We start from the raw sequence: 3,232 nt of genomic DNA on the forward strand, positions 1-3,232 counted from the left end.
TCCAGGCGCCGGACCAGGCGCAGGGCGCGGTTGATGTCGGCGGTGTGCACCCCGGCGGCCAGGCCGTAGGTGGCGTGCTCGGCCAGGCCCAGGGCCTCGGCTTCGTCGTCGAAGGCCTGCACCGTCAGCACCGGGCCGAAGATCTCCTCGCAGACCGCCGGATTGCTGTTGTCCAGGCCGGTCAGCAGGGTCGGCTGGTAATAGGCGCCGCCCAGGCCATCGAACAAGCCGCCGCCACAGAGCACCTCGGCGCCGGCCTGGCGCGAACGCTGGACGATGCCGTCGATGCGGTTGGCCTGCTGCCGGGAAATGATCGGCGACAGCGTGCTGGCCGACGACCAGGTCGGCCCCGGGCGCAATTGTTCGAAGTACGTCCGCAGGTGCTCGACGAAGGGCTGCATGATCGAGCGTTCGATCAGCAGCCGCGAACCGGAGACACAGACCTGCCCGGCGTTGCCGGTAATGGCCATGGCCACGGTGCGCGCGGTCCTGGCGATGTCCGGCACGTCGGCGAACACCAGTTGCGGGCTCTTGCCGCCCAGCTCCAGGGTCACCGGCTTGGGCCCGACCAGGGCGCAGGTGGACATGATGCTCGAACCGGTGGCGGTGGAGCCGGTAAAGGTCACCTTGGCCACCCGCGGATGGCGACACAGGGCATCGCCAGTGACCCGGCCGTCGCCCTGTACCACGTTGAAGATGCCCGCCGGGATCCCCGCTTGCAGCGCCAGTTCGGCGAAACGCAGGCTGGAGTACGGCGTCAGTTCCGACGGCTTGAGCACCACCGCGTTACCGGCGGCCAGGGCCGGGGCGACTTTCCACGAGGCCATGCTCAGCGGGAAATTCCACGGCGCGATGGCGGCGATCACCCCATAGGGTTCGGCGATCTGCATGCCCAGGCGGTCGGTCTGGGTGGCGGCCAGCGAACCGCCGTGCTTGTCCGCCAGCTCGGCGAAAAAGCGGATGCCTTCGGCGACATAAGGAATGTCCCAGGCGATCACGTCCTGGTGCGGACGGGTCGAACCCACCGCCTCCAGCGGCGCGAGGATCGCCGCGTCGGCTTCCACCAGGTCGGCCCAGCGCCGCATCACCCGCGCCCGCGCCCGCTCCCGGGGCGGACGGCTGGCCCAGTCGGAGCGGGCGAATGCCTGCCAGGCATTGTTCACCGCCTCCTCCACCAGTTCGGCGTCGGCGATGCGCCCGGTCATTCGCCCGGTCATGTCCGCATCGAGTTGTCATCCTAGGGCTCGCGCGGGGGTATTTAGCGGCGACATGCTGCACTCGCCGATCCAGATTCCGTTTTGGCAATGGAGCAGCAAGGTGTGTGAGGATCGCGTGCTAGCAGCCAAGAGTCGGTTCGAGCTACTCAGGTTCTGCCTAGACAACGGCGCGCTGCTGCTGCCGGGGCATTTCGAGGTACCACACGCTGGTCACACCTGCCACCTCTCAACCCTATACAAGGGTTGAGCTTGTGTATGACACCTTTGGCCTTAACCCCTGATTCATGAACGGTGAGACGACCTTTTGAACTAACAGGGAGAATTTCGGTCAATTGAACGCAACAAAAAAGTTTAATGACGTCGTGTCTGCATTACCTGTCGTAGGTATTTGAAGTGGGTATCGTCCTGCCACTTATAGTAACTCGAGCATTAACCCGAGAACCTAAGAAGCAGAACTGTCCACCCCAGTTACTCTTGGTAATACTTTTCAAGATTGACGGCGATCAGTTGTTGTCAAAAAAATACTTGGCTGATCTGACTCGGTCATTACAGCTCGATTCAATTCTCAGGTAGAGGTGGCGTATGTATAGCGTCAAGAAAGCACCGAGCTTGGCAATGGTGGGTATCCTGATGGGTGGTTTTTTTCAATCATCCGTTCAGGCTGAAGGCATCATTGGCTCGGCACTCAACGGTGCAGCCAATATCACCGGTGCTGCATTGGGTGGGGCCGCCAATGTTACCGGGGCCGCGCTTGGAGGTGCGGCGAATGTCACTGGAACAGCACTCGGCGGCGCAGCAAACGTTACAGGGACAGCACTCGGTGGGGCCGCCAATGTGACCGGCACTGCGCTCGGCGCTCCCAGATACAGTTCCGACGATGACTATGACCCGCCACCACCAAAGCATCGCCGCCATCAGCAAAAGCGCTATTACCAGGATAATAACTAACAGCACCAGAGCCTTATCCAGGCCGGCCAGAAACTGATGTTTTGTTGTTGATGGCGGCAAGGGTTCAACAGGTAGCAGGAAATCTTTCAGAGGGCGGTAGTGTTCACTTGTTTTTAAGTGGGCATTGTCGCCCTTTTTTAGTGCAACCAATGCTCAGCGAAATACTCATTCGAAACAAAAGCTCATACGCAAAGGGTTACCGCCTATGGCTGATAACACCGTTGCGGGCTTGTCTTTATTTATATCCCTATAGTTCGCGCCCCGGTGTAGGGCGGATCAACTTGGTAAATGCACCATAACTGGTCGCGAACCCATCACAAGTGACTTACCGTTTTATGTGCCGGTTCGTTGAGCATGGGCGGGTCGACTTTGTGGATCAGTTGCTTGATCGGTACGCCTTCGGGCAACTGCATGGAGCTGAAGACAATCCGAGATTTAACCTGGGCACCCAGCCTCGTCAATCGATACTCCGGTACATCGTAGATGAAGGCTTGGCGGATCAGCGGATGGTCCAGGCAAAACGCCAACAGGTTGAAACGGACGTTGAGCGTCAAGCTGGCATTGATCAGTACCAGGTCGAAGGCGGTGTCGCCGTACTCCAGCAACGTTAACATCTCCTCCAGGCTCGACACCGGCGCGATGCCGTAGAGCTCGTTGCTCCCCTACTCTCCCCTCAGCCACACCTAGAGAGTATCGCAGATACCTGATGAAGCCACTTGTACGACAAATCGCGCTGATTACCGGCGAAGCACGGGGCATCGAACGGACGAATCGGGGTCATCGATGTACTGAAGGGAAGTCTGACGATATGACACTTGAGGAAATGCTCACCCGCTCGGCAGATCTACAGAACGAGATCCTGCTACTGCTCGAAGACATCCCCACACATCCCGGCGAGCGCTTTGAGACTTCAATGGCTTTCTGTGGAGTCGCCCTAGAGCATGCTCAGGCACTCCGCATCCTGTTCGAACATTACACCGCCAGGAGCCCTTAACAGGGCGTGACCTGCTACCACCTCATGAGCTGGGTTGGCCAGCAGATGCGGCGGTAGATGGTTGAATGCCTTA

Annotated in this window: 2 protein-coding genes and 1 pseudogene; 1 reads left to right on the forward strand and 2 read right to left on the reverse strand. The window is 59.5% G+C overall.

Annotated features, from left to right (window positions below; translation table 11 throughout):
• Positions 1-1,193 (reverse strand): annotated as a pseudogene (locus tag PVZ80_RS11215) (aldehyde dehydrogenase family protein); the annotation flags it as partial.
• Between the two features lie 606 nt (positions 1,194-1,799).
• Here PVZ80_RS11215 and PVZ80_RS11220 point away from each other — a divergent pair.
• Positions 1,800-2,165, forward strand: a complete 366-nt coding sequence (locus PVZ80_RS11220) for a hypothetical protein (RefSeq protein WP_273863902.1) — start codon at positions 1,800-1,802, stop codon at positions 2,163-2,165.
• Between the two features lie 314 nt (positions 2,166-2,479).
• Here the strand turns inward: PVZ80_RS11220 and PVZ80_RS11225 are convergent, their stop codons facing one another.
• Positions 2,480-2,779, reverse strand: coding sequence for a hypothetical protein (locus PVZ80_RS11225; protein WP_273863903.1), 300 nt, complete (start codon positions 2,777-2,779; stop codon positions 2,480-2,482).
• Positions 2,780-3,232 lie beyond the last annotated feature (453 nt).

The sequence above is a fragment of the Pseudomonas sp. B3G-3 genome, from assembly GCF_028640915.1.
In the GTDB taxonomy this organism is placed as follows: Bacteria; Pseudomonadota; Gammaproteobacteria; order Pseudomonadales; family Pseudomonadaceae; genus Aquipseudomonas; species Aquipseudomonas chlororaphis_I.

Coding starts and splice junctions, on each gene's coding strand:
- PVZ80_RS11220 (WP_273863902.1), top strand. CDS start 1,800: ATGTATAGCGTCAAGAAAGCACCGAGCTTGGCAATGGTGGGTATCCTG.
- PVZ80_RS11225 (WP_273863903.1), bottom strand. CDS start 2,779: ATGTTAACGTTGCTGGAGTACGGCGACACCGCCTTCGACCTGGTACTG.